22 protein-coding genes are annotated in these 22,103 nt (G+C 66.5%); 7 read left to right on the top strand and 15 right to left on the bottom strand.

All coding sequences use genetic code 11. The annotated features are described in order from the left end of the window. Nucleotide 1 precedes the first annotated feature (1 nt). Together ACYQ4T_RS15885 and ACYQ4T_RS15880 are read left to right on the top strand one after the other, a co-directional pair. Nucleotides 2-1,339: an AmpG family muropeptide MFS transporter gene (locus tag ACYQ4T_RS15885; protein WP_459855988.1), complete on the top strand. Its 1,338-nt coding sequence runs from the start codon at nucleotides 2-4 to the stop codon at nucleotides 1,337-1,339. Beyond that, nucleotides 1,336-1,629 (top strand): Rdx family protein, encoded by a 294-nt coding sequence (locus ACYQ4T_RS15880; protein WP_459855985.1) that lies wholly within the window; start codon nucleotides 1,336-1,338, stop codon nucleotides 1,627-1,629. The genes ACYQ4T_RS15885 and ACYQ4T_RS15880 overlap by 4 nt, the downstream gene beginning before the upstream one ends. Here the strand turns inward: ACYQ4T_RS15880 and phoB are convergent. The 3 genes from phoB to ACYQ4T_RS15865 all read right to left on the bottom strand — a co-directional run bounded on the left by phoB (nucleotide 1,626) and on the right by ACYQ4T_RS15865 (nucleotide 4,464). After that, entirely contained in the window at nucleotides 1,626-2,372 is a 747-nt protein-coding gene (gene phoB, locus ACYQ4T_RS15875; protein ID WP_459855983.1) for a phosphate regulon transcriptional regulator PhoB, read from the bottom strand. The two genes, ACYQ4T_RS15880 and phoB, sit on opposite strands and share 4 nt — an antisense overlap. Next, nucleotides 2,365-3,069, bottom strand: coding sequence for a phosphate signaling complex protein PhoU (gene phoU / locus ACYQ4T_RS15870; protein ID WP_459855980.1), 705 nt, complete (start codon nucleotides 3,067-3,069; stop codon nucleotides 2,365-2,367). Before phoU ends, phoB begins: the two co-directional genes overlap by 8 nt. Nucleotides 3,070-3,291: 222 nt before the next feature. After that, nucleotides 3,292-4,464 (bottom strand): ATP-binding protein, encoded by a 1,173-nt coding sequence (locus ACYQ4T_RS15865; protein WP_459855977.1) that lies wholly within the window; start codon nucleotides 4,462-4,464, stop codon nucleotides 3,292-3,294. A gap of 99 nt (nucleotides 4,465-4,563) precedes the next feature. Between ACYQ4T_RS15865 and ACYQ4T_RS15860 the strand changes: the two genes are divergently transcribed. Next, on the top strand, nucleotides 4,564-5,481 hold the full coding sequence (locus ACYQ4T_RS15860) for a hypothetical protein (RefSeq protein ID WP_459855974.1): 918 nt from the start codon (nucleotides 4,564-4,566) through the stop codon (nucleotides 5,479-5,481). Here the strand turns inward: ACYQ4T_RS15860 and ACYQ4T_RS15855 are convergent. From ACYQ4T_RS15855 to ACYQ4T_RS15845, 3 genes are all read right to left on the bottom strand, one after another. Further along, nucleotides 5,462-6,367 (bottom strand): sulfotransferase domain-containing protein, encoded by a 906-nt coding sequence (locus ACYQ4T_RS15855; RefSeq protein WP_459855972.1) that lies wholly within the window; start codon nucleotides 6,365-6,367, stop codon nucleotides 5,462-5,464. The two genes, ACYQ4T_RS15860 and ACYQ4T_RS15855, sit on opposite strands and share 20 nt — an antisense overlap. A gap of 283 nt (nucleotides 6,368-6,650) precedes the next feature. Continuing rightward, the gene (locus tag ACYQ4T_RS15850; protein ID WP_459855969.1) at nucleotides 6,651-7,121 is read right to left on the bottom strand and encodes a tetratricopeptide repeat protein; all 471 of its coding nucleotides are present in this window, start codon (nucleotides 7,119-7,121) and stop codon (nucleotides 6,651-6,653) included. A 20-nt stretch (nucleotides 7,122-7,141) separates the two neighbouring features. After that, on the bottom strand, nucleotides 7,142-8,044 hold the full coding sequence (locus ACYQ4T_RS15845) for a metallophosphoesterase family protein (protein WP_459855967.1): 903 nt from the start codon (nucleotides 8,042-8,044) through the stop codon (nucleotides 7,142-7,144). Between the two features lie 189 nt (nucleotides 8,045-8,233). On the opposite strand from ACYQ4T_RS15845, the gene ACYQ4T_RS15840 reads away from it, so the two are divergent. Together ACYQ4T_RS15840 and ACYQ4T_RS15835 are read left to right on the top strand one after the other, a co-directional pair. Further along, nucleotides 8,234-8,725, top strand: a complete 492-nt coding sequence (locus ACYQ4T_RS15840; protein ID WP_459855965.1) for a sigma-70 family RNA polymerase sigma factor — start codon at nucleotides 8,234-8,236, stop codon at nucleotides 8,723-8,725. After that, a complete protein-coding gene (locus ACYQ4T_RS15835; RefSeq protein ID WP_459855962.1) occupies nucleotides 8,722-9,504 on the top strand; it encodes an anti-sigma factor family protein in 783 nt (260 codons plus the stop codon). The genes ACYQ4T_RS15840 and ACYQ4T_RS15835 overlap by 4 nt, the downstream gene beginning before the upstream one ends. Before the next feature lie 15 nt (nucleotides 9,505-9,519). Here ACYQ4T_RS15835 and ACYQ4T_RS15830 read toward each other — a convergent pair whose 3' ends face one another. The 6 genes from ACYQ4T_RS15830 to ACYQ4T_RS15805 form a co-directional block, all read right to left on the bottom strand. Beyond that, complete coding sequence (locus tag ACYQ4T_RS15830) at nucleotides 9,520-10,071, bottom strand: N-acetyltransferase family protein (RefSeq protein WP_459855960.1); 552 nt, start codon at nucleotides 10,069-10,071, stop codon at nucleotides 9,520-9,522. A 2-nt stretch (nucleotides 10,072-10,073) separates the two neighbouring features. Next, on the bottom strand, nucleotides 10,074-12,347 hold the full coding sequence (locus ACYQ4T_RS15825; protein ID WP_459855957.1) for an NADP-dependent malic enzyme: 2,274 nt from the start codon (nucleotides 12,345-12,347) through the stop codon (nucleotides 10,074-10,076). Between the two features lie 121 nt (nucleotides 12,348-12,468). Beyond that, nucleotides 12,469-13,128: a nitrile hydratase subunit beta gene (nthB, locus tag ACYQ4T_RS15820; protein ID WP_459855955.1), complete on the bottom strand. Its 660-nt coding sequence runs from the start codon at nucleotides 13,126-13,128 to the stop codon at nucleotides 12,469-12,471. Next, nucleotides 13,125-13,745 (bottom strand): nitrile hydratase subunit alpha, encoded by a 621-nt coding sequence (gene nthA, locus ACYQ4T_RS15815; RefSeq protein ID WP_459855953.1) that lies wholly within the window; start codon nucleotides 13,743-13,745, stop codon nucleotides 13,125-13,127. The genes nthB and nthA overlap by 4 nt, the downstream gene beginning before the upstream one ends. A 13-nt stretch (nucleotides 13,746-13,758) precedes the next feature. Further along, nucleotides 13,759-14,805, bottom strand: a complete 1,047-nt coding sequence (locus ACYQ4T_RS15810) for an alcohol dehydrogenase catalytic domain-containing protein (RefSeq protein ID WP_459855951.1) — start codon at nucleotides 14,803-14,805, stop codon at nucleotides 13,759-13,761. Nucleotides 14,806-14,807: 2 nt separating this feature from the next. Beyond that, nucleotides 14,808-16,004 (bottom strand): ELM1/GtrOC1 family putative glycosyltransferase, encoded by a 1,197-nt coding sequence (locus ACYQ4T_RS15805; RefSeq protein WP_459855949.1) that lies wholly within the window; start codon nucleotides 16,002-16,004, stop codon nucleotides 14,808-14,810. A gap of 124 nt (nucleotides 16,005-16,128) precedes the next feature. On the opposite strand from ACYQ4T_RS15805, the gene mutS reads away from it, so the two are divergent. Together mutS and ACYQ4T_RS15795 are read left to right on the top strand one after the other, a co-directional pair. After that, complete coding sequence (mutS, locus tag ACYQ4T_RS15800; protein WP_459855946.1) at nucleotides 16,129-18,837, top strand: DNA mismatch repair protein MutS; 2,709 nt, start codon at nucleotides 16,129-16,131, stop codon at nucleotides 18,835-18,837. Continuing rightward, entirely contained in the window at nucleotides 18,834-19,355 is a 522-nt protein-coding gene (locus ACYQ4T_RS15795) for a DinB family protein (RefSeq protein ID WP_459855944.1), read from the top strand. Before mutS ends, ACYQ4T_RS15795 begins: the two co-directional genes overlap by 4 nt. Before the next feature lie 13 nt (nucleotides 19,356-19,368). On the opposite strand, the gene ACYQ4T_RS15790 is transcribed toward ACYQ4T_RS15795, so the two are convergent. From ACYQ4T_RS15790 to ACYQ4T_RS15780, 3 genes are all read right to left on the bottom strand, one after another. Beyond that, nucleotides 19,369-20,394, bottom strand: a complete 1,026-nt coding sequence (locus tag ACYQ4T_RS15790; protein ID WP_459855942.1) for an NADP-dependent oxidoreductase — start codon at nucleotides 20,392-20,394, stop codon at nucleotides 19,369-19,371. After that, complete coding sequence (locus tag ACYQ4T_RS15785; protein ID WP_459855939.1) at nucleotides 20,381-21,436, bottom strand: aromatic ring-hydroxylating oxygenase subunit alpha; 1,056 nt, start codon at nucleotides 21,434-21,436, stop codon at nucleotides 20,381-20,383. The genes ACYQ4T_RS15790 and ACYQ4T_RS15785 overlap by 14 nt, the downstream gene beginning before the upstream one ends. A 73-nt stretch (nucleotides 21,437-21,509) precedes the next feature. After that, nucleotides 21,510-22,034, bottom strand: a complete 525-nt coding sequence (locus ACYQ4T_RS15780; protein WP_459855937.1) for a hypothetical protein — start codon at nucleotides 22,032-22,034, stop codon at nucleotides 21,510-21,512. Between the last annotated feature and the right edge of the window lie 69 nt (nucleotides 22,035-22,103).

The raw sequence follows: 22,103 nt of genomic DNA, 5'->3' as shown, positions 1-22,103 counted from the left end.
TATGAGCGAGTCGACGGCAACTCCACGCAAGAGCTGGGGTCAGGCGCTCGCCGTCTATCTGGAGCCGCGCCAGTTCATCATTCTGGTGATGGGCTTCGCCAGTGGGCTGCCGCTCCTGCTCACGCTCTCGACCTTGTCCTACTGGCTCTCCAAAGTCGGCATCGACAAGACCACGATCGGTCTCTTCGCTCTGGCCGGCACGCCCTACACCTTCAAGTTCCTCTGGTCGCCGGCAATCGATCAGATGCCGCTGCCGGTGCTGACGCGGCTCCTCGGCCAACGCAAGGGCTGGCTGTTCCTGCTGCAGCTGTTCCTCGCCGCGGCAATCTTCGCGCTCGGCTTCACCGATCCGGCGATCGATCCGCAGATGACGGCCATCGTTGTGCTGGCCGTTGCCTTCTTCTCGGCCAGCCAGGACATCGTCGTCGACGCCTATCGCATCGAGATCCTGAAGCCGGAAGAGCAGGGCGCCGGCGCGGGCTCGACCCAGGTCGGCTATCGCATCGGCCTGCTGCTCGCCGGTGCCGGTGCGGTTGCGCTCTCGGATTTCGTCAGCTGGCAGGTGGTGTTCGCGTTTCTTGCCGGCGCCATTCTGATTTGTGCCGTCTTCACCCTGTTCGTACCGGAGCCCGATCGTCACGCCGCCACGGCGCCGACCGTTCAGCGCATGATACCCGGGGGAACCTATGGCGCATGGATCGACAGGTCGGTGGTCCAGCCCTTCATGGACTTCGTCCGCCGGCCGGGATGGGTGATCATCCTGATCTTCATCCTGTTCTACAAATTCGGCGATGCCTTCGGCGGCACGATGGCGACGCCGTTCTACAACGAGATCGGCTTCACCGGCGTCGAGATCGCCGCCATCACCAAGGTCTGGGGCGTGCTCGCGACCGCGCTCGGCACCATCGTCGGCGGCGCTGTCGTGGCGCGGATCGGCGTCTTCAAGACCCTGATGATCGGCGGTGTGCTCCAGGCCGTCACCAATCTGCTGTTCAGCATGCTGGCGATGCAAGGGCACGACCTGCTCTGGCTCGGCATTGCGATCAGCGCCGACAACCTCGCCGGCGGCCTCGCCGCGGCGGCCTTCGTCGCCTATCTCTCCGATCTCTGCAACCGCGCCTTCACAGCGACGCAATACGCGTTGCTCACCTCGTTCATGGCCTATGGCCGTACCCTGATGTCGAGCGGCAGCGGCTGGCTCGCCGACCACATGCCCTGGGTGGAGTTCTGGGCGGCGACGGCGCTGATGGCGATCCCGGGCCTGGTCTTCCTCGTCTGGATCACGCGTCTCTATCCCAACGAGAAGAAGCTGGTGCCGGACCAGGCGCCGGCCGCATGACCGACCTTCCGCGGATCGAGATCGAATACTGCACCCAATGCCGCTGGCTGTTGCGCGCGGCCTGGATGGCGCAGGAGCTGCTCACCACCTTCGAGACCGAGATCGGCGGCGTGACCTTGGTGCCCGGCACTGGCGGCATCTTCGAGGTGCGGAGCGGCGGCAAGCTGCTCTGGTCGCGCAAGGCCGAAGGGCGCTTCCCCGACATCAAGCTGCTGAAGCAGATCGTGCGCGACGTGGTCGCGCCGGAGAAGCCGCTCGGCCATTCCGATAAGAAGCCGGAAGCGACTTAGCCCTCGACGTCGAGCGAATAGCCGGCGGCGCGCACGGTGCGGATCACGTCGGCCGCACCCTCGATGTTGATCGCCTTGCGCAAGCGGCGGATATGCACGTCCACGGTCCGCGGCTCGACATAGATGTCGCGGCCCCAGACATGGTCCAAGAGCTGCTCGCGCGAGAAGACGCGGCCCTGGTTCTCCATCAGGAAGCGGAGCAGGCGGAACTCGGTCGGGCCGAGATGCACGTCCTTCTCCATCCGCTTCACCCGATGGGTCGCAAGATCCATCGAGAGATCCTTGTAGGCCAGCGTCTCGGTCGAGAGCTGCGGCCGGGCGCGGCGCAAGACCGCTTTCACCCGCGCCATCAGCTCGCTCGGGCTGAACGGCTTGGTCACGTAGTCGTCGGCGCCGACCTCGAGGCCGCGCAGCTTGTCGGCCTCCTCGCTCTTGGCGGTGAGCATGATCACGGCGATCGACTTCAGGTCGGGCAGCCGGCGCATCTGCCGGCAGACCTCGATGCCTGAAAGGAACGGCAGCATCCAGTCGAGCAGCACCAGGTCGGGCTTGGTCTCGCGGATCAGGGTCAGGCCTTCTTCGCCGTTCTTGGCTTCGAGGACCCGGTAGCCTTCGCTCTCGAGGTTGTAGCGCAGCAGCGCCAGCAGCGCCGGCTCGTCTTCCACCACCAGCACCGTCGGCCGGTTGGCGGGGTCGCGATCGGTCTCCCGCCCCGCATGGGCGGGACGGGTTCGGTCAGCCATCGATTGCAACATTCGTGGTATCGCCCTTCGGTCTGGTTTCGTCGATCGTGCGGCCGAGCGCCAGGAAGTGGACGGTCTCGGCGATGTTGGTGGCGTGGTCCCCGATGCGTTCGATGTTCTTGGCGATGAAGAGCAGATGGGTGGAAGGCCCGATGTTCCGCGGGTCTTCCATCATGTAGGTGAGCAACTCGCGGAACAGCGAGGTGTAGAGATCGTCGATCTCCTCGTCGCGCCGCCACGCCGCCATTGCCAGCGCCGCGTCCTTCTCGACATAGGCGTCGAGCACGTCCTTGACGATCTGTTGCGCGAGGCGCCCCATCCGTGGAATCGACGAGACCGGACGCAACGGGCCGAGCTGGTTGAGCTGCAGCGCGCGCTTGGCGATGTTCTTCGCATAATCGCCGATGCGCTCGATGTCGGAGGAAATCTTGATCGCGGCCACGACCTCGCGGAGATCGGTCGCCATCGGCTGGCGCAGGGCCAGGATGCGCACCGCGAGGTTGCCCGCCTCGTGCTCCATCGTATCGATGCGGCGGTCGCTCTCGATCACCTTGGTGGCGGCCTCGGAATCCCGCCGCGCCAGCGCGTCGATCGCCTGGGCGAGCTGCTCCTCGGCCAGGCCGCCCATCTGGGCGATCTCCTGGACCAGGCGTCGCAGCTCGACGTCGAAGCTCTTCACCGTGTGGTCATGGGCCATGTTCGGGTTCTCGTGCGCGGCGTCCAAAGCTTTGTTCGGCATAGATACTACCGTTTTGTGACAGTTTTATGAATGCCCAAGGCAGCCGCCATGGACTCGGACGCACCTGTCCGCGCCCGGCAATTTAAGTCCCTCCAATGACGCCAATGTTGCCCTTGTATGACGCTTCCGTGACGAAGCCCCGGGTGGATTTCCACGCGGGCTTCCGGGCGGTGGCTGAACCTAGGCGGGCAGGAACAGCGTGAAAACGCTGCCTTTTCCGGGCTCGGACTCGATGTCCAGGCTGCCCCGGTGCCGGTTGACGATATGCTTCACGATGGCAAGCCCAAGGCCGGTCCCGCCGAGCTCCCGGGAGCGGGCGGCATCGACCCGGTAGAAGCGCTCGGTCAGGCGCGGGATATGCTCCTTGCCGATCCCTTCGCCCTGGTCGGCGACGCTCAGCGAGATCATCGCCTTGGGCGAGCGGATGCCCTGCAGCTTCTCCCGGCAGGCGACCGGATCCTCGATCCGCTCGAAGCGCACCAGGACCTCGCCGCCTTCCGGGCTGTATTTGATCGCGTTATCGACCAGGTTCTGGATTGCCTGGGTCAGCTCGTCGGAATCGCCCGGGATGGTCGGCAGCTCGGCGAGGCCGGGGAAGGCGATCCGGATCTGCCGCTGCTCCGCCTTGAGGGAGAGGCTGTCCCGCACTGTCTTCAGGATATTGCCGAGATCGGCCCGGCCCGAAGGCGGCTGATGCTCGTTCATCTCGATGCGTGAGAGGGACAGCAGCTCGGAGACCAGGCGGTTCATCCGCTCGGCCTCGCCGCGCATGATGCCGAGGAAGCGCTGGCGCGCCAGCGGATCGTCCCGCGCCGGCCCCATCAGCGTCTCGATGAAGCCGAGCAGCGCCGCGATCGGGGTCTTCAATTCATGGCTGACATTGGCGACGAAATCGCGCCGCAAGGTGAGCGCCCGTTCGGCCGCCGTGATGTCCTCCAGCAGCACCATCACCGAAGCCCCGGCCATCGGCGGCCGGATCGCCTGCAGGCGCGCCACCAGCCGGCGCTGGCCGCTGCGGCCCTGGCTTTCCGGCAGATCGACCGGCTCGACCGACCGGCCGGCCTCGCAGGCTTCGACCGCGTCCACCAGCGGCGGATGGCGCAGGAAGGCCAAGAGGTTGCGCCCGGTGATGGTACCGCCGAACAGCCTGCCGGCGGCGGCATTGGCGGCCACCACCTGGCGGTTATGGTCGAGGGCGAAGAGGGGTGCCGGGATCGATTCCAGCATGCGGCCGAGCGATTCGACGGCCGCCCCGTTCACCAGAGCATCCGCTCCGCCGGCCGGCGCCGGGTCCTCGGCCTTGCGGCCGCCCTGGGCACCGATCGAGGACAGAATAAGCTTCGGCAAACGCATGAGAGCCCACATAATGTCCGCTGTATGCTAGGCAGCACGCTCGGGCGATTCGAGCGGCAACCAAAGTAGCGGAATTCCATTGGTCGAGGGGAGGATGTCATGAAAACTTCGCAGAATCACAAGTTTCGGCTGCTGCTTGCGGCGAGCGTCGTCAGCCTGATGGCCTTGACGACGACGCCCGCCGTCCTGGCCGAGGACGCCGCCGGCACCACCACCCAGACCTACAAGCCCTGGGCCGGCGCCGCGGGCCAGCAGATGAAGAGCATGATCGCGGAGCTGAAGACCAAGATCGCCGCGGCGGAGCAGTCGCAGGCGGCATCGCCGGACTTCCTCGAGGACCTTAAAGCGACAGTCGCGAAATACGAGGCGATGCAGAACTCCGGTGGTGCCGCGGCACCGGCCACCAAGATCTTCGCCGACGATTTCAGCGACGGCGACTACACCAGCAACCCGACCTGGAAAGTCAGCGCCGGCACCTGGGCGATCGACCAGGGCGGCACCAACAAGGGGCTGGTCAGCAAGGTGCGGCCGCAGAAGGTCAATCTCAACAACGTGCTCGGCGCGCTGCTCTCGAACCAGCAAGGCACCGCGCAGAACCAGTTCGCCTCGATCTATACGCCGGTCAAGATCCCGAATGCCTTCAGCCTCAAGGTGACCTTGACCTCGAAGGACAAGCAGGGCGGGCTCAACCTCGGCGCTTATCAGGGGGCCTCGGGCTCGACGCTCTATCGCATGGTCTATCAGCCGGGTGCGGCGCCGGGCATCGCGATTCAGAAAGTGACCTCGGCCGGGGCGACCACGCTGGGCAGCCTGAACAGCATCGTCAATCTCGAGGACGGCAAGCCGCATACTCTGCTCTTCACCCGCGACGCGGCGGGCAAGATGGCGGTGAAGCTCGACGACAAGGAGGTCGCGACCGCGACCGACACCTCGATCAAGGGCGACATGGCCGGGCTGCTGTTCATCAATTCCGGCGGCGCCTATTACCTCCGCGACATCACCGTGATGTCGAACTGAGCATCGAGGCCGGGCGGTGCGGAGCCGCCCGGCTCGCAATCTTCGTCCAGCCGAAACGTTCGCGCAGCCGCGCCGGAACCAGTGCGTCCGCCGCAGCCAGCGCTTCCGGCGACATCCGTGCCATCCAGTCGGGAGTTTTGGCCTCGCCGTAGCGACAGGGCTCCAGGATGCTGAAGATGTTGTTCTTGCCGTATCGGGTCGAGGGCATGGTGACCCAGCTGGGATCGTACTCGATGCCGTTGAAGTCCAGGATCCGCCGCACGAGTTGACCGGCATCGACGCAGAGCTCGGCGTAGTCGGTAACCAGGATCTCGACGTCACGGCTGCTTTCCGCAAGGCGCAGCCAGTCTTCGATCCAGCGTACGAAGCCCGGCAGCTTTTGCGCCACCTGCCAGCCCAGGCGCTGATCGAAGCTCCATTCGCCGTAATCTTCCGGTACCGGCAGCTCGCAGGAAAGCTCGACCGAGCGGAGCCCGCGGCTCGTCAGCACCCGGTCCATGTGCCGGGTCCAGGACACGATCGCCGCGCGCGGATCGCGGACATGCAGCACCGCCCGGCGCACGCCGTGCCGCGCCAGCACTTTCAGGGTGAAGTCGCGCGGCTGCAGGTGCTCGCGGCAGACCACATTCCCACGTTCGAAGCGGCAAAGATCGGCATGCCGAAAGGTGGCCCCGGACATGCCGGCCGCGGCGATGTGGTGAATCGGTACGCGCAAGGTGCGGCGCAGGGCGCGCTGAAGGTAGATGCTGCCCGATTTCGGCAAGGCAATCATCAACACCGGCGGCAGCGGCTCACCGCGTCCGGGAAAGGCGATCTGCGCCGCGTGGTGCAACAGGCGGTCGGAGATGCGTTCGCTGAAATCGAAGATACGCTTGCGCTGAATCATAATGGGGGAAGCTGCCTTTGCCAGTAGAGTTCGCACTCGACGATGCGAACTCCTACGCAGCGAACTCGCGCTTCCTTCGCGCTTTCGCGTTCCGGAGCTTAGAATCTATGGCTTTAGTCGCGCCGCGCCCCGCTGCGTGGATTACGCCGCTTCTTCAACGAACACCCTCGAAGAATATTCCGGCGCGCATCGGCTGACGGCAAATCGCCGCGCTCCAAGCGAGATTGTTGGGAAAAATGTCGAAGAGCCGCCGCATCGTATCGCGACGGCGCTTCGTCGTCCCTCAGTCCGCCGCCTGCTGCGCGATCCTCCCCTTCAGCTCTCGGTATTCCTCGCAGTCGCCGCAGGCCTGCTGCAGCACCGCCAACCGCTCCTCCGCCTTCGCCGGCTGCTTCAGCTCGAGATAGAGCTCGCCCAGATACTCGTTGGCGCCGAGATGGTCGGGCTTCTGCGCCAGCGCGCGGCCGTAATAGTCGAGCGCCTGGTCCGCATGGCCGGTCTTGCGCAGCGAGAAGCCGATCAGGTTGAGGATGTCGGGATCGTTGGGCGTCTCCTGGTCGAGCGCCATCAGCCGGGTCAGCGCGGATTGGTAGTCGCCGGCATCGACCTCGGCCTTCACCGCCATGTATTCCGGATTGGCGGCATTGTCCGGCGTCGGGGTGTCGTCCTCGGCAAAGGCCAAGGAAACGACCGGAGGAGCGGCCCCGAGCAGCAGCATGGCGGCGATCAGGGTGAGGCGCAAAGTCTCTCGCATGATGAAGTCCTTTCTTGGAATCAGGCGGTGGGATGGTCGTCGAAGCGGATCGGGCTGCCGCTCTCGGCCTGGCGCCAGCCGATGCCGTGGTCCTTGGCCGCGGGATCCCAGGGCAGAGGCGCCTTCTTCGGCTGGGCGCCCGGTGCCGGCAGCGGGTACATCGCCGAGCGGGCCGAGACATGCAGGACGTTGCCATCCGGCCGGGTGATCTCTTGATGCACATGGCCGTAGAAGACGGTGACGTTGCGGAACGGCCGCAGCAGCTGGACGGCCTCGGCGCCATCCGGCGTGAACCAGTCCCAGTCGCGCTTCAGGTCGAACAGCGGGCGATGCGCCAGCACGACCAGCGGCGTCTCGGCGTCATGGGCCTTGAGATCTGCCGCCAGCCATTCGAGCTGAGCCTTCCCGAGCGCGCCCTTGGGATCGGAAGCGTTGTCGAGGGCGATGAAGTGGAAGCCCTTGTGGTCGAAACTCTGGTTGAGCGCGCCGAAGACTTCCTGAAAGGCGACGCCATGGTCGGCGCCGGCATCATGCTCGCCGGCGAGATAGACATGGCTCTTCGTGGCGAGGCTGCCGAGCATTGCCTTCACCTCGGTCATGCGCTTGCGGCGCTCGGCGGGATCCTTGGTCATATGCGTGAGGTCGCCGGTGAAGACGATGAAATCCGGCTGCGGGCTCGCCGCGTTGATGGCGGCGATCGCGTGTTCCAGGCTGGCGCGGGTGTCCGGGTTGACCCTGGGGTCGGCGAAGCCCCAATGCAGATCGCTCAGCTGCACGAAATAGAAGTCCGCTGCCGCGGCGGCCGCCTTGAAACCCGGCAGGCCCGAGGCGAAAGCGAGACCGCCGAAGGCGGCGATACGCAGCAGGTCGCGCCGGCTTGCCAGCAAGCTGACGGACTTGTCCGATTTGGCACTGTTCGACATGGAGAGGAATCCTTCTGGGATGAGCAACGCCCAGAAGACCGAAGGATGCTGCCGGCTATTCCGAAGATTCGCCGCAGGGAATAAAATCGCGCACGCCGAGGTATCAGGATCTCTAGGCGTCATTCCGGAGTTGGTGTGGGCGAGCGGCAGACCGATACAGCGCGGCAGCGGCAATCCAGATTCCACGCGATGGTGTTGCCGCATCTCGATGATGCGGTGAACCTCGCCTGGTGGCTGGCCGGAAACCGCGCCGATGCCGAGGACATCGCGCAGGAGGCGGTGTTGCGGGCGTTCAAGTATTTCGACCGCTTCTCCGGCGAGAAGGTGCGGCCCTGGCTGCTCCAGATCGTGCGCAACACAACCGCCAGCTGGATGGTGAGGAACCGGCCACGTCATTTGACCCTGGTCGGCGATCCCGCGGAAGCGGAGTCGGATCGTCCCGAAGAAGCGGCGCCCTCGCCCGAGCAGCAATCGGAGACCCGCGAATTGCGCAGCCAGATCGACCGCGCGGTCGCCGCCTTGCCGCCGGATTTCCGCGAGGCAATCCTGTTGCGGGAGATCGAGGAGCTCTCCTACAAGGAGATCGCCGCGGTCCTGGAGGTGCCGATCGGCACCGTCATGTCGCGGATCGCCCGCGGCCGCAAGCTGTTGCAGATCCAACTGAAGGAGGCCGTCGGATGAGCGTGTTCGATCCTCTCGGCTACATCATGGACTGCGAATCGCTGCATCTCTATTTCGACGGCGAACTCGACACCGTCGCCGCCATCGCCTTCGAGAAGCACCTCGAGACCTGCGCGCAATGCCGCGCCGACCTCGCCGAGTTCCGCGAGATCCGCCGCCACCTGCAAGCCGAGCTCACCCGCATGCCGGCGGGCGACGGGTTGCAGCAGAAGATCCAATCCAGCCTCGATTCAGGCTTAGAGGACGAGGCGCCGGTCCGTCGCCGCGGCTGGAGCTGGCAGAAGCTGGCGGTGGCCGCGGCGATGGTGGCGATGGTCTCCAGCGGCACCACCTTCTATCTGGAGCAGCCGAGCGAAGAGAGCCTCTGGCTCCATGGCATCGTGAACGCCCATGAGCGCGCACTCCTGGCCGGACATGCGATCGATGTCGCTTCGTCGAGCCGGCACACGGTGAAACCGTGGTTCTCGGGCAAGACCACGATCGCACCCCTGGTCGCGGACTTGAGCGACGCCGGCTTTCCCCTGGTCGGCGGCCGCCTCGACGTGCCGCTCGACCGCGCCATGCCGGCCATCGTCTACGGCGCCGGCCCGCATCTGATCAGCCTCTACATGCGTCCGGCCGCGGGCGAGCGCGCGCCGCGCCTCGCCAAGCTCGATGGCTTCTCGGTGCTTGCCTGGCGGCAGGCCGGCTTTGCCTTCACCGCCGTCAGCGACGCCGACGGCGCCGAGCTCGGCAAATTCCAGCAGGCCTTTGCGGCCAAGGCTGCGGCAATGCCGTGACCGCGGCGGCTTCCTTCAGCGCGGCGGCTCCAAGCCCAGTGCGCTCGGGAAGTCATCCCAGAGATAGGCGGTCTCGTCGCAAGACCAACCTTCGGACGCGTCGACCCGCTGATGCACCATCTGCGCGCCGAGCGTTTCATAGAAGGACCGGGCCGGGGCATTGCCACTCAAGACCCAAGTCCCCGTTCGGCGCCGGTCGCGCGCGGCCAGTTCCGCGCCCAGCCGCCGGAGCAGGGCGCGGCCGAGGCCCTGGCGCTGATGGCGCCGCAGCACGTAGACGGCATAGATCTCGGCCTGCCAGGGAAAGGCCGGATCGCGCGCCGGGCCGGCCGCGGCGAATCCGGCCGGCGAGCGATCCTCCGCCTCGGCGATGAAGACGATGGGTCCCCGGGCGCCGCGCTCCAGGCCTTTGCGCCATTGCAGCGAGCGCTCCGCCGGCGTCAGCCGCTCGATCACCCAATCGGGCATCAGGCCGGAATAGGTCTCGCGCCAGCCTCGGACGTGCAGCCGGCCGAGCGCGTCGCAATCTTCCACCACCGCGGCGCGGATCTGCGCGGCGGCCGGCATGCTCACCGGCTGAGCGGCGTCGTCGCCAGGGCGGCGAAGGCGGCGGCGGTGACGATCTCGTTCACCGTGGCGCCGGTCTGCACGATCTGCACCGGCTTTTCCAGGCCGACCAGGATCGGGCCGATCGCCGTGCCGCCCAGCTCGGCCATCAGCTTGGCGACGATGTTGGCCGAATGCAGCGCCGGCATGATCAGCACATTGGCCGGGCCGCCCAGGCGGCAGAAGGGATAGAGCTCCTTCATCAGGCCGTAGTTCAGGGCGACATTGGCCTGCATCTCGCCGTCATACTCGAAATCGACCCGACGGTCGTCGAGCACATGCACCGCCTCGCGGATGCGCTCGGCCTTCTCCCGCGGCGGATGGCCGAAATTGGAGAAGGAGAGCAGGGCGACCCGCGGCTCATGCCCCAGGTGCCGCGCGATCGAGGCGCATTGCACGGCGAAGTCGGCGAGCTGGTCGGGCGTCGGCAGTTCATGCACCGAGGTGTCGGCGATCAGCACGGTGCGGCCGCGCGCGATCAGGATCGAGACCGCCATCAGGGTCTGGCCCTCGCGGGTGTCGAACACCTTGGTCGCATCGTCGAGGCAGACATAGAAGCTGCGGGTGACGCCGGTGACCATCGCATCCGCATGCCCCTCCGCCACCATGCAGGCGGCGAAGATATTGCGGTCCTGATTCACCATGCGCTGGGCGTCGCGGGTGAGGATGCCCTGGCGCTGCAGCCGGTTGTAGAGCCGGTCGGAATAGAGCTTGTTGTACGGCGAGACCCGCGCATTGACCACTTCGAGATTGGCCGCGTCGGTAAGGCTCGATTGCCGAATGGTTTCCTCGATCCGCTCGGTCCGGCCCACCAGGACCGGCGTGCCGTAGCCCGCGGCGCGGAAGGCGATCGCGGCGCGGATCACCTTCTCTTCTTCGCCCTCGGCGAAGACCACGCGCTTCGGGTTGTGCTGTACCCGCTCGAAGATCATGTGCAGCGAGCCGGCGCTCGGATCGAGCCGGCCCTTCAGTGAGGCGACATAGCTTTCCATGTCGATGATCGGCCGCCGCGCGACGCCGCTGTCCATCGCGGCGCGGGCAACCGCCGGCGGCACATGCGAGATCAGGCGCGGGTCGAACGGCACCGGGATGATGTAATCCGGGCCGAAGCGCAGGCGGCGTCCGGAATAGGCGGCGTCGACCTCGTCCGGCACATCCTGGCGCGCGAGCTCGGCGAGCGCGCGCGCCGCCGCGATCTTCATGGTCTCATTGATGGTCGACGCGCGCACGTCGAGGGCGCCGCGGAAGATATAGGGAAAGCCGAGGACGTTGTTGACCTGGTTTGGGTAGTCGCTGCGTCCGGTCGCCACGATCGCATCGTCGCGCACCGAGCGGACCTCCTCCGGCGTCACCTCGGGATCGGGATTGGCCATGGCGAAGATGATCGGTTGCTTGGCCATGGTCCGCACCATCTCCGGCGTCACCGCGCCCTTGACCGAGAGGCCGACGAAGACATCGGCGCCGGCCATCGCCTCTTCCAGGCTGCGCAGCTTGGTGGTCACGGCGTGCGCCGACTTCCACTGGTTCATGCCTTCGGTGCGCCCGGTATAGATGACGCCCTTGGTGTCGCAGAGCATGACGTTTTCGCCCGGCATACCCATGGCTTTCACCAGCTCGGCGCAGGCGATCGCCGCGGCGCCGGCACCGTTGATCACCAGTCGCGTAGACTTCATCTCGCGTTTGGTAAGATGCAGGGCGTTTATCAGGCCAGCCGCGGTGATGATCGCAGTGCCATGCTGGTCGTCATGGAAGACCGGGATATTCATCAATTCGCGCAGCTGCTGCTCGATGATGAAGCATTCCGGCGCCTTGATGTCCTCGAGATTGATGCCGCCGAAGGAGGGCCCCAGATAGCGCACGCTGTTGACGAAGGCGTCGACGTCCTTGGTGTCGACCTCGAGGTCGATTGAATCGATATCCGCGAAACGCTTGAACAGGACGGACTTGCCCTCCATCACGGGCTTGGAGGCGAGCGCGCCGAGATCGCCCAGGCCCAGCACCGCCGTGCCGTTGGAGATCACCGCCACCAGGTTGCCCTTGGAGGTGTAGTCGTAGGCCGCGTTCGGGTCCTTGGCGATCCGGAGGCACGGCCAGGCGACACCCGGTGAATAGGCGAGCGAGAGATCGCGCTGGGTGGTCAGCGGCTTGGTGGAGATGATCTCGATCTTCCCGGGCCGCCCTTGCATGTGGAAGCTGAGGGCGTCTTCCTCGGTGAAGGTCGGCTTGATCGCGGTCATCGGGGCCATGTCCTGACAGTGGTGGCGCTGCCGGTCTTCGCCCGCTGGCGCGCATCGGGCAATACTGCATCATCCCCGCCGCCGAACCAAGCGGCGGGACATAAGCGGCTGTATACAATCGCTAATCGGAAATGGCGGGATCCAGGTAGGCGTCCCAAAGGTCGAGGTAGACCTTGTCCGCGTGCCCGCCCGCGCCCCAGAGCGTCTCGGCGGTGAAGGCCACGGTGTAGAGATGCTGCGGGCAAGGCCCATCGCCCCGCGCCTTGCTGTCGGCGAAGCTGAAGACGCCGCGATCGGCGTGGATGACGCCGCGCTTGCCGCGGGCATAGCGCGGCAGGCGCGTATGTCCGGTCGGATGGATGTTGCGCGCCGTCACCGCGTCGCCGGCCTTGAAGCGGGCAACGATTCCTTCGTCCGGCATGCGGGTCGAGGCACCACCCTCGATCGCCGGCCGGACCTGCTCTGCCGTCAGCGGTGGGTTGAGCCCCGTGGGCGCTGTTGCGCTGGCCGCGGCCGCGCCCAGCAAGCCATGCCGGCGCAGCATGGCGCTGTAGGCGCGGTACCAGAGCTCGTAGTAGCTCGCCTTCAAGTAGGTGACCGGCGGCAGACTCTCGATCTCGCGTCGGAAGTGGTCGTCCTCCGTCTTCGGCACGGCGACGGCGATTCCGAAAGCGAGCGCGAACATCCTGCGCTCCCATTCGGCATGGAAGACCGGCTCCTCCGTCTCGCGCGCGATCGGGCCGAACCCGTCCATGCCGCCCATGTCATGGACAGTGTTCAAAGGGGCGCCGTCCCGATCATGCCGTCGCGGGTGACCAATTGCGCGAGTTCGGCCTCGGTCTTACCCGCCGTCGAGGCGGGGCGCATCGGCAGTACCATGTAGCGGATCTCCGCGGTGCTGTCCCAGACCCGGACCTCGGTCTCAGGGTGCAATGAGACTCCGAACTCCTGGAGCACGCCGCGCGGGTCCTTGACCACCCGCGAACGATAGGGCGCCGACTTGTACCAGACCGGCGGCAGGCCGAGGACCGGCCAGGGATAGCAGGAGCAGAGCGTGCAGACGACGAGGTTGTGGACCGCCGGCGTATTCTCGACCACCACCATGTTCTCGCCTTGCAGGCCGCGATAGCCGAGTTCGGCGATCGCGGCCGTCGCATCCGTCAGCAGGCGCGCTTTGTAGCCGGCATCGCTCCAGGCCCGGGCCACGACCCGAGCGCCGTTCCTGGGGCCGATCGACGTTTCATAAGTCTCGACGATCTTGTCCAGGGCCGCGCGGTCGACGACGCCTTTCTCGACCAGCAGGTCTTCGAGCGCCCGGACCCGCAGCGCGATATCGGAGAGCGGGCTCGATTCATCATGGGCATGATCGTGATGCGCATGCCCTTCCTTGTCGGACATCGTCCTCGCTCGCCTAGCCGATGGTCAGCACCACGCGACCCACAATCTTGCCCCGGCGCATGCGGTTCAGCACCGCATTGGCGGCGCTCAGGGGTGCGGTCTCGATCTTGGCAGCGACCTCGCCCCGCAGCGCGAAGGCGACCGCCTCGTCGAGATCGAGCCTTGTGCCGACGCTGGAGCCGCGCACCGAGAGCTCGCGGCCGGATATCTGTGCGATCGAGGCGCGCAGCTCGTCGGCCTTGCCGCCGGGCAGGCCCAGGAATACCACGGTCCCGCCGGCCCGCAGCATGCCGATCGACTGCTCGAAGGCCTGGGTGGCGACCGCGGCCACGACCGCGCCGTGGACGCCGCCGATACCCTTGCGGATCGCCGAGACCGGATTCTCTTGCTTGGCGTTGACCAGGAACTCGGCGCCGAGCTTCTTCGCCAGCGCCAGCTTCTTCGGGTCGATGTCGACCGCGGCCACCCGCAGGCCCATCGCAACGGCATATTGCACGGCCACATGGCCGAGCCCGCCGATGCCGACCACGGCGACCCATTGCCCGGGCCGCGCGTTGGTGCGCTTCAGGCCGCGATAGGTGGTGACGCCGGCGCAGAGGATCGGCGCGATCGCGACCAGATCGGCGCGTTTCGGCAGGCGTGCCACGAAATCGGCCCGCGCCACCATGTATTCGGCATAGCCACCCGGCTTGGAATAGCCGGTGGCCTGGCCGCTGCGGCAGACCGTCTCCATGCCGGAGAGGCAGGCCTCGCAATGGCCGCAGGCGCTCCACATCCAGGGCACGCCGACCGGATCGCCTTTGCGGAAACCGGTGACGCCGGCGCCGAGCTCGGCGACATGGCCGGTAACCTCATGGCCGGGAATGAGCGGCAGGACCGGGCCCGGATTCCAGTCGCCGTCGATCGCGTGGAGATCGCTGTGACAGACGCCGCAGGCCACGACCTTGATCAGGATCTCGCCCGGACCCGGCTCGGGAATCGGCAGGCGCTCGATCTTCAGCCTGGTCTTCAGCTTGCGCAAAACCGCGGCGCGCATCTTGGTCGGTGCTTTCGTACTCATACTCACGTCCCGTTCTGTCTTGCCCGGATCAGGCCGATGATGCGCTGCTTCACGCCGGCGATCTCGCGCTCCTGCAGCGCCCTGCCCCTCCCTGCAACCGGAGGTTCATCAGCTTGCGCCTCCAGACTGCCTACAATGGCGGCCATGTTCAAGACATGGAGCAGGTCGCGCATGTCGCGATAAGGAAAGAGAAGGCGCTCCGTCACCAGGAAGTCGCGCAGCCGGTCGAGAAAGTCTGGAGCCAGGCCGGCGCGATGCCGCCGCCGCCGTCGCGCATCGATCGAGAGCCCGAGCCCGCGGGACGAGAAGCGCGTCAGATACTCGGGCATCGCGAGGGTGAAGATCTCGACCGGCTTCCCGGTCACGCAGGCATCGGCGATCATCGAGGCGCTGTCGCAGGTGACCAGGAACCTGTCGGCCAGCGCCAGCAACGCCGGATAGGGATTGGGCTGCTGCGGCGGCCAGCCGAACACGCGATGTGCCCGGTTCTCGGAGGGATCCCCGGAAAGGCCGAGCTCCAGGATCTCGCGCACCGGGTTGGGGGTACGCGGTCCATAGGCGATCAGCAGCGAGCCGCCGAGCACCCGCCGAAGCTCGGTCATCCGGCGCAGCAGGCGCGAGCCATCCGCCGCGTCGAACGGGATCGGCGAGGCTGGGCCGCCGACCAGAACGCCGAGCCAGGGCCGCGGCAGGTCCTGGAGCTGCTTCTCCCAGGTCTCGCGCGCGGCGGCCTCGCGCACGGGGTCGCGCCGCACGATCGGCAAGGTCAGCGAGATCATGTTGGCGGTCGGCGCCACGCCGTATTGCGCGGTCTCGAGGATGAGATCGATCGCCTTCGGCTTGGTGCCGAGCCGGCCGAGCTGCACATGCACGAGCCGGCCGCCACTCAGTTCCTTCAGCCATTGGGCGACGATGCAGGGGGTGCGGCCGCAGCCGATCACCACATCCGGCCAGGGTGGCGCCATGCCGGCATCGGCGAAGACTTCGAGCGCCGGACGCCGGGGCCAGCGCCGCTTTGCCGCCTGCCGCAGCTCGGGCGAGACGGTCTTGATCTCCGCCTGCCAGCCCGAGCCGGCGCCGGCCAGGCTTTCGCCCAGCGCCAGGACTTGCGCATTGTCGCCGGAGGTCTTCCCCTGGAGGAGCCAGAGGCGCAGGCCTCCCTTGGACTCCCCCGCGGAGTCGCCCTTCGAGTCCTGCATTCGGTCCCGTCCTAACTCGTCCCCCGGCCGACTATGGCCGAGCCCCGGCCAACGGACAACAGGGAGGCCGGATAACTGGGCCGAAGGATGGACCGATCGCCCCGCGGAATGCTAATCGGATCGGATGAACGACCAGACGCCACCTCTGGAATCGCCAGCCCCTGTGGATAAATCCCCCCAGGGCAAATCCACGGGAGAAAAGAACGCCGTCACGCCGATGATGGCGCAATATCTCGCGGCCAAGCGCGCGCATCCGGATTGCCTGCTGTTCTACCGGATGGGCGATTTCTACGAGCTCTTCTTCGAGGATGCGGTGAAGGCCGCGGCGGCGCTCGACATCGCGCTCACCAAGCGCGGCAAGCATGACGGCGACGACATCCCGATGTGTGGCGTGCCGGTCCATGCGCATGACGCCTATCTCGCCAAGCTGGTGCGCCAGGGCTTCAAGGTCGGGGTCTGCGAGCAGATCGAGGACCCGGCCGAGGCGAAGAAGCGCGGCGCGAAATCGGTGGTGAAGCGCGCGGTCGTCCGCATCGTGACGCCGGGCACCCTGACCGAAGATGAGCTGCTCGAAGCGCGCGCGCACAACTATCTCGTCGCCCTCGCCGACGCCGCCGGCGGCCTCGGCCTCGCCTGGGTGGATATCTCGACCGGCGGCTTTTTCGTGCAGGCGATCGAGAAGCCGGCACTTCCCGCAGCGCTGGCGCGGCTCGATCCCAACGAGATCCTGCTGCCCGACCGTTTGCTGGCGACACCCGATTTGTTCGAGGTCTTCGGCGACTGGCGCCGGCAATTGTCGCCGCTGCCCGGCAGCCGCTTCGACAGCGAGAACGCGCGGCTGCGGCTGGAGCGCTTCCTGGGTGCGGCGACCCTCGATGCCTTCGGCGCCTTCAGCCGCGCCGAGATCGCCGCCGCCGGCGCCATCCTCGACTATGTCGAGCTCACCCAGCAGGGCAAGATGCCGCGCCTCGCGGCGCTGAAGCGCATCTCCGCCGCCGCGATCCTGGAGATCGATGCCGCGACCCGGCGCAACCTCGAGCTCACCCGCACCCTCTCCGGCGAACGCGCGGGCTCGCTGCTCGCCACCATCGACCGGACGGTCACGGGTGCGGGCGCGCGTCTGCTGAATGAATTTCTTTCCGCGCCGCTCACTGACCCCGCCGCCATCGCCGAACGCCAGGACCTGGTGCAGTTCCTGCTGGGCGACGACGGGCTGCGCGAGGCTCTCCGCGAGGCGCTCCGCCAGGTGCCGGATCTCGAGCGCGCCTTGTCACGGCTCACGGCCGGCCGTGGCGGCCCGCGCGATCTCGCGGCGATCCGCGACGGGCTGCAACAGGCCGCGGCCTTGCGCGCCGTCATCGCCGCCCCCCGCAACCCGGCGCCGAAGCTCCTGAAAGCCGCAGAAATCGGTCTCGGCCATCATGGCGAGCTGGTCGGCCGTCTCTCCCGCGCATTGAAGGCCGAGCTGCCGTTCTTGAGCCGCGACGGCGGCTTCATCGCGCCCGGTTATGCGCCGGAGCTGGACGAATTGCTGAAGCTGCGCGACGGCTCGCGACAGCTGGTGCTGGAGCTGGAGGCGCGGCTGAAGAGCGAGAGCGGCATCCCCAGCCTCAAGATCCGTCACAACAACGTCATCGGCTATTACATCGAGGCAACGCCGGTCCATGCCGACAAGCTGAAAGGCGATCCCCGCTTCGTGCTGCGGCAGAGCATGGCCAATGCCATGCGCTTCTCGACCGGAGAGTTGGCGGAGCTCGAGCAGAAGATCGTCCATGCCGCCGACCGCGCGCTGGCGCTGGAATTGCGCCTGTTCGCCGATCTCACCGCCGAGGTGATCGCCCGTGCCGCGCCGATCGCCGAGGCGGCCGCGGCCCTGGCGCTGATCGACGTCGGCGCCGCCTTGGCGGCTCTCGCCCGCGACGAGGATTGGGTGCGGCCGAAATGCGACGACAGCCGGACCTTCGAGATCGAAGGCGGCCGCCATCCGGTGGTGGAGGCCGCGTTGCGGCGCCAGAATGCCGGTGCCTTCGTCGCCAATGACTGCGACCTCTCCCCCGAACGACGCTTGTGGCTGGTGACCGGCCCGAACATGGCCGGTAAATCCACTTTCTTGCGCCAGAACGCCGTGATCGCCGTCCTGGCGCAGATCGGGTCTTTCGTGCCGGCGAAGATGGCGCGGATCGGCGTGGTCGATCGCCTGTTCTCCAGAGTCGGTGCCGCCGACGATCTCGCCCGCGGCCGCTCGACCTTCATGGTCGAGATGGTGGAGACCGCGGCCATCCTCAATCAGGCCGGCGACCGCGCGCTGGTCATCCTCGACGAGATCGGCCGCGGTACCGCGACCTTCGACGGCCTCTCGATCGCCTGGGCCTGTCTCGAGCATCTGCACGAGGTCAATCGCTGCCGCACGCTTTTCGCGACGCATTACCATGAGCTGACCAGCCTCGCCGCGCGGCTCCCGGCGTTGAAGCCCTACACGATGAAGGTCATGGAATGGCAGGGTGAGGTGAAGTTCCTGCATGAGATCGCAGCGGGCGCCGCCGATCGGTCCTACGGCATCCATGTGGCGCAGCTCGCGGGTGTGCCCGCGGCCGCGATCAAGCGTGCCGAGGAAGTGCTGAAGACGCTGGAGCAAGGCGAGCAGGCGAGTGCCTTGACCCGTCTCGCCGACGATCTGCCGCTCTTTGCCGCCGCCGCGGCGCCGGAACCGACGAAGCTCTCCGAACCGAGCGCGGCCGAAGACGCCTTGCGCGCAGTCAATCCCGACGAGCTCTCGCCGAAAGAGGCGCTGGAGCTGCTCTATAAGCTCCGCGGCCTGGTCGGCCTGAAATGAGCACGAAAGCCAATGGGACGAAAGAATGGGCGCTGGAAATGGCGCTCTACAGCCAGTGGCAGAACCAGAATCTCTACGGCATCTGCGACGGCCTGAGCGACGCGGACCGCAAGCAGGACCGTGGCCTCTTCTTCGGCTCCATCCACTGCACGCTCGACCACATCCTGATGGTCGATCGCGTGCTCTGGGATTTCACGGTGAGCGGTCTGCCGCCGCGCGACTGGGATCCCAACCGCAAGGTCACCGACGACTACGCGACCCTGCGGGCGGAGCGCGTCGCCTTCGATGCCATGCTGCTCGACAAGATCCGCCTGCAGCCGAAGACCTGGCTGGACGAGACGGTGAGCTACCACCACCCGCGCCTTGGCCGCGAGCGCAGCCACCCGCGCCAGTTCACCTTGATGCAGCTCTTCAACCACGGCACCCATCACCGCGCGCAAGTGACTTCGGCCCTGCACGCGATGGGCATCGACTACGGCAATACCGATCTCCCGTATAATCCGCAGTCACAATATTAGGGCGTGGTGTCAGCTAGATCGGCGCGACCCGCACGATCAGCTTGCCGAAATTCCTGCCCTGCAGGAGCCCGATCAAGCCTTCCGGCGCCTTCTCCAGCCCGTCGATGATGTCCTCGCGATACTTGACCCGGCCCTCCCGTATCCATTCCGCCATGTCGCGATAGAAGTCCGGGCGCTGCTCGGCGTAGTCGAACTGGATGAAGCCCTGGATGTGGAAGCGCTTGGTCAGGACGTCCTCCATCACCACCGGGAAGCGGTCCGGTCCGGGAAAAGGCGGGACATCGTTATACTGGGCGATCAGGCCACAGACTGGAATGCGGGCGAAGTTGTTCAAGAGCGGGAAGACCGCGTCCCAGACAGGGCCGCCGACATTCTCGAAATAGACGTCGATGCCCTTGGGACAGGTCTTGGCCAGTTGCGCCGCCAGGTCCGGCGCCCGATGGTCGATCGCCGCGTCGAAGCCGAGCTCATTGCGGATGAAGGCGCATTTCTCCGCGCCCCCGGCGATGCCGATGGCTCGCGCTCCTTGCAGCTTCGCGATCTGGCCGACAATGGCGCCGACCGCACCGCTCGCTGCCGCGACGACGACGGTCTCGCCGGGCTTCGGCTTGCCGATATTGCGCAAACCCGCGTATGCGGTGAAGCCCGGCATGCCGAGCACGCCCAAAGCCGTTGTGACCGGCGCCGCGTTAGGATCGAGCCTGCGCAGCGCTTCAGCCTTGGCGACGGCATGGCTCTGCCAGCCGGAATAGGAAAGCACGGTTTCGCCGGGCTGGTAATCCGGATGCCGGGATTCGAGCACCGTCGCGACGGTCCCGCCTTCCATCTCCTGGCCGATCGCGGTCGGCGTCGCATAGGAGGGCCCATCGTCCATCCGCCCGCGCATATAGGGATCGAGCGAGAGATACTGGATCCGCAGCAGGACCTCGCCGTCCTGCGGCTGCGGGATCGGCGCTTCCTCGAGGCGGAAGTCCGAAAGCTTTGGCAATCCCTTCGGCCGCGCCGCGAGGACGACGCGCCGGTTCCTATCTGCCGACATGATTGCCGAGACTCTGCCGCACCATGTCCTGGAAATAATGCACGCCGTCCTCGTGCCGCGGGCTCAACGGCCCATCGCGGTAGATGCCGGCTTTCAAATTCTGCTGCACTTCTTCGCAGATGCCGAAGTCCTCGCGCACGATCTCGCAGTTGGTCTCGATCGTCGCGCGGTGTTTTTCCAGCAGCCCTGGACTCCGGTCGGCGAAATAGAACTCGTAGCGGAGCTCGGTGCGGGTCTCGGAAGTCGGGATGATACGCGAGGTGTTCATCCCGTCGGGGTAGACGGACAAGGTCATGTTGGGCCAGATCCAGAGCCAGAGTCCGCCGTAGATCGAGCCGCCCTTCTGCGGCGCCTTCATGATCACGACGCCCTTCTGATGCGTGGTCTCGAAGCGCGACATATCGACCGCGGCATTCAGGCCCGGATGGATGCCGGGGATGTGGTAGCCCTCGACGAAATTGTCGGTATAGGTCTTCCAGTTGCAGTCCATCGCGAACTCGGCCTGGTCCAGCTTGCCGAAGCTCTCGATCGGATAGGGCTCGAGCAAGGCGGGCAGGTCGCCCAGAAACTCGACCAGCGGCACGGCGCTGTCGTCCAGGCACGCGAAGACCAGGCCGCGCCAGGTCTCGACCCGGACCGGCATCAGGCCGTGCGCTTGCTTGTCGAACCAGGCGGCCTCGCCGAAATTCGGCATCGCCATCAGCCGGCCGTCGGTGGCGAAGGTCCAGCCGTGGTAGCGACAGCGAAGTACGTCGCAATGCCCGTCGCCTTCGCTGAGCAAGGGGGCGGCGCGATGCGGGCAGAGATTGTGGAAGGCCCGGAGCTGGCCGTTGCGCTCGCGGATCACGAACAGGCGATAACCGGCGATCTGCACCGCGCGATAATCGCCGGGCCGCGCCAACTCCGCTTCCGGCCCGATGAACTGCCAGGTCCTGGCGAAGATCGCCGCGCGCTCAGCTTCGTAGACCGCGGGATCGCAATACCAGGCGGCGGGCAGGGACCGTACCGGCGTGGTCGAGAAGCTCTGCACAGGCTGGTTCATGGCGCTCCAACACCCCGTTCATCGGAATGATAGAGCTACTCCAACTTCCCGTCACGCGGTTCCGGGCCGGGGTCTATTCGAGCGGCGGCGCCGGCGGCAGGGTCTCGATCGAGCGGCGGTTGGCGCCGTCGTCGAGGTCGACGTGCAGCACCCAATGCTGCCAGTCACGGCGATAGGCGGCCATGTCGGGCACCTTGAAGCGGAGCGTGCTGGTAGTGGTGGAATGGCTGCGCTGGTCCGGACCGCTGCCGCCGAACAGCGGGAAGCCGAAGCCGACGCCAGTGGAAACGCCGCCATTGGAGCCGCCCTCGACACCGACGCCGAGGCCGGAACCATAGTAATCCGTGGTATCGGTATAGGTGTTGCGATCCCGATCGATCTGATAGGCGGCGACCGTCTGCCCATCGGGCAGCCGCAGCACCGCCGCCTGCACCGGCAGGGGATCGACGATCGTGGTCTGGATCTGATCGGGTGCGCCGCGCACGAAATGGCTGACCACGGATTCCCGGGGCGGTGGTGCCGTCCCGCCGCCCCAACAGCCGCAAAGCAGCAGCGCCGTGAGCGCCGGTGTCAACAAACGGGACGGATTGGACGACATGGCGGAATACTGGGCGGAACACACCAGTGGCTACAAGTCGAGTTTAAATCGCCCGACACCGGTCACGTC

The organism is Dongia sp. agr-C8 (assembly GCF_054658695.1).
The sequence above is the reverse complement of the archived record's forward strand: the minus strand, read 5'-3'. Positions and strand labels throughout refer to the sequence as shown.

Excerpts from the sequence above, each read along its gene's own strand:
- mutS (WP_459855946.1), top strand. The coding sequence starts at position 16,129 with ATGAACGACCAGACGCCACCTCTGGAATCGCCAGCCCCTGTGGATAAA.
- ACYQ4T_RS15885 (WP_459855988.1), top strand. The coding sequence starts at position 2 with ATGAGCGAGTCGACGGCAACTCCACGCAAGAGCTGGGGTCAGGCGCTC.
- phoU (WP_459855980.1), bottom strand. The coding sequence starts at position 3,069 with ATGGCCCATGACCACACGGTGAAGAGCTTCGACGTCGAGCTGCGACGC.
- ACYQ4T_RS15790 (WP_459855942.1), bottom strand. The coding sequence starts at position 20,394 with ATGTCGGCAGATAGGAACCGGCGCGTCGTCCTCGCGGCGCGGCCGAAG.
- ACYQ4T_RS15880 (WP_459855985.1), top strand. The coding sequence starts at position 1,336 with ATGACCGACCTTCCGCGGATCGAGATCGAATACTGCACCCAATGCCGC.
- ACYQ4T_RS15810 (WP_459855951.1), bottom strand. The coding sequence starts at position 14,805 with ATGAGTACGAAAGCACCGACCAAGATGCGCGCCGCGGTTTTGCGCAAG.
- ACYQ4T_RS15785 (WP_459855939.1), bottom strand. The coding sequence starts at position 21,436 with ATGAACCAGCCTGTGCAGAGCTTCTCGACCACGCCGGTACGGTCCCTG.
- nthA (WP_459855953.1), bottom strand. The coding sequence starts at position 13,745 with ATGTCCGACAAGGAAGGGCATGCGCATCACGATCATGCCCATGATGAA.
- ACYQ4T_RS15780 (WP_459855937.1), bottom strand. The coding sequence starts at position 22,034 with ATGTCGTCCAATCCGTCCCGTTTGTTGACACCGGCGCTCACGGCGCTG.
- ACYQ4T_RS15850 (WP_459855969.1), bottom strand. The coding sequence starts at position 7,121 with ATGCGAGAGACTTTGCGCCTCACCCTGATCGCCGCCATGCTGCTGCTC.
- ACYQ4T_RS15865 (WP_459855977.1), bottom strand. The coding sequence starts at position 4,464 with ATGCGTTTGCCGAAGCTTATTCTGTCCTCGATCGGTGCCCAGGGCGGC.
- ACYQ4T_RS15795 (WP_459855944.1), top strand. The coding sequence starts at position 18,834 with ATGAGCACGAAAGCCAATGGGACGAAAGAATGGGCGCTGGAAATGGCG.
- ACYQ4T_RS15805 (WP_459855949.1), bottom strand. The coding sequence starts at position 16,004 with ATGCAGGACTCGAAGGGCGACTCCGCGGGGGAGTCCAAGGGAGGCCTG.
- ACYQ4T_RS15860 (WP_459855974.1), top strand. The coding sequence starts at position 4,564 with ATGAAAACTTCGCAGAATCACAAGTTTCGGCTGCTGCTTGCGGCGAGC.
- ACYQ4T_RS15840 (WP_459855965.1), top strand. The coding sequence starts at position 8,234 with ATGGTGTTGCCGCATCTCGATGATGCGGTGAACCTCGCCTGGTGGCTG.
- ACYQ4T_RS15835 (WP_459855962.1), top strand. The coding sequence starts at position 8,722 with ATGAGCGTGTTCGATCCTCTCGGCTACATCATGGACTGCGAATCGCTG.
- ACYQ4T_RS15825 (WP_459855957.1), bottom strand. The coding sequence starts at position 12,347 with ATGACCGCGATCAAGCCGACCTTCACCGAGGAAGACGCCCTCAGCTTC.
- ACYQ4T_RS15830 (WP_459855960.1), bottom strand. The coding sequence starts at position 10,071 with ATGCCGGCCGCCGCGCAGATCCGCGCCGCGGTGGTGGAAGATTGCGAC.
- phoB (WP_459855983.1), bottom strand. The coding sequence starts at position 2,372 with ATGGCTGACCGAACCCGTCCCGCCCATGCGGGGCGGGAGACCGATCGC.
- ACYQ4T_RS15845 (WP_459855967.1), bottom strand. The coding sequence starts at position 8,044 with ATGTCGAACAGTGCCAAATCGGACAAGTCCGTCAGCTTGCTGGCAAGC.
- ACYQ4T_RS15855 (WP_459855972.1), bottom strand. The coding sequence starts at position 6,367 with ATGATTCAGCGCAAGCGTATCTTCGATTTCAGCGAACGCATCTCCGAC.